The 1,111-nt window shown below is 62.4% G+C and carries 1 protein-coding gene; it reads right to left on the bottom strand.

All coding sequences use genetic code 11. The features are described from left to right. Positions 1-1,111, bottom strand: a 1,111-nt coding sequence (locus PV679_RS36005) for an AMP-binding protein (protein WP_319685495.1), incomplete at both ends; no start/stop codon positions are given.

Here is a 1,111-nt window from a genome sequence, read left to right as displayed (position 1 = left end):
CATCGTCCTCTGTTCCTTTTTTTTTTTTTTTTTTAAAGAGAAAACGGCATACGGGTTTGCCTTTTGTCTCGGGGGCTCGTAGATGTGTATAAGGGACAGGTGGGTGCGGAGCCAGGTGCGTAGGTCGTGGTTGGTGGGTGTGGTGTGGTGGGGGTGGGTGACGGTGTAGGCGGTGAGGTGGGTGTTGTTGTTGGTGTCGGTGGTGGTGGTGACGGTGGTTTGGGTGATGGTTTTGTGTTGGAGGAGGGCGGTTTCTATTTCGGCTGGTTCGATGCGGAAGCCGCGGATTTTGAGTTGGTTGTCGGTGCGGCCGGCGAAGTGGAGTTGGCCGTTGGGGGTCCAGCGGGCGAGGTCGCCGGTGCGGTAGAGGCGTTGGCCGGGTGGGCCGTAGGGGTTGGCGATGAAGCGTTCGGCGGTGAGGGTGGGGCGTCCGAGGTAGCCGTGGGCGAGTCCGGTGCCGGTGAGGTAGAGCTCGCCGGTGGTGCCGATGGGGGTGGGGTGGAGTGTGTTGTCGAGGATGTAGGCGTGTTTGTTGGTGATGGGTTGTCCGATGGGGACGGGGTGGTGGGTGGGTGTGTGGGTGATGGTGTGGGTGGTGGTGAAGCCCATGGATTCTGCGGGGCCGTAGCCGTTGGTGATGGTGAGGTGGGGGTGTTGGGTGAGGATGCGGTTGATGTGGGTGGCGGAGGCGGGTTCGCCGCCGGTGAAGGCGATTTTGGTGTGGGTGAAGGTGTCGGGGTGTTCGTCGACGAGGTGGTTGAAGAGGCTGGAGGAGAGTTGGAGCATGGTGATGTGGTGTTGGTTGGTGAGGGTGTTGATGTGGGTGGGTTCGGGGCGTTGTCCTGGTTGGAGGACGCAGGTGCCGCCGTGGAGGAGGGCGCCCCAGAATTCGAGGGAGAAGGCGTCCCAGGAGACGGGGGAGCATTGGAGGAAGGTTTCGTTGGGGCCGAAGTGTGCGTAGTGCTGGTGGTGGAGGGTGGTGGTGAGGGCGTGGTGGGAGGTGATGATGCCTTTGGGGCGGCCGGTTGAGCCGGAGGTGAACATGATGCAGGCGACGTCGTCGGGGGTGGTGGGTGTGTGTGGGTTGGTGGTGGGGTGGGTGGTGATGGTG

This window comes from Streptomyces sp. AK02-01A, from assembly GCF_033795305.1.
In the GTDB taxonomy this organism is placed as follows: domain Bacteria; phylum Actinomycetota; class Actinomycetes; order Streptomycetales; family Streptomycetaceae; genus Streptomyces.
This window is presented reverse-complemented; position numbering and strand designations above follow the sequence as displayed.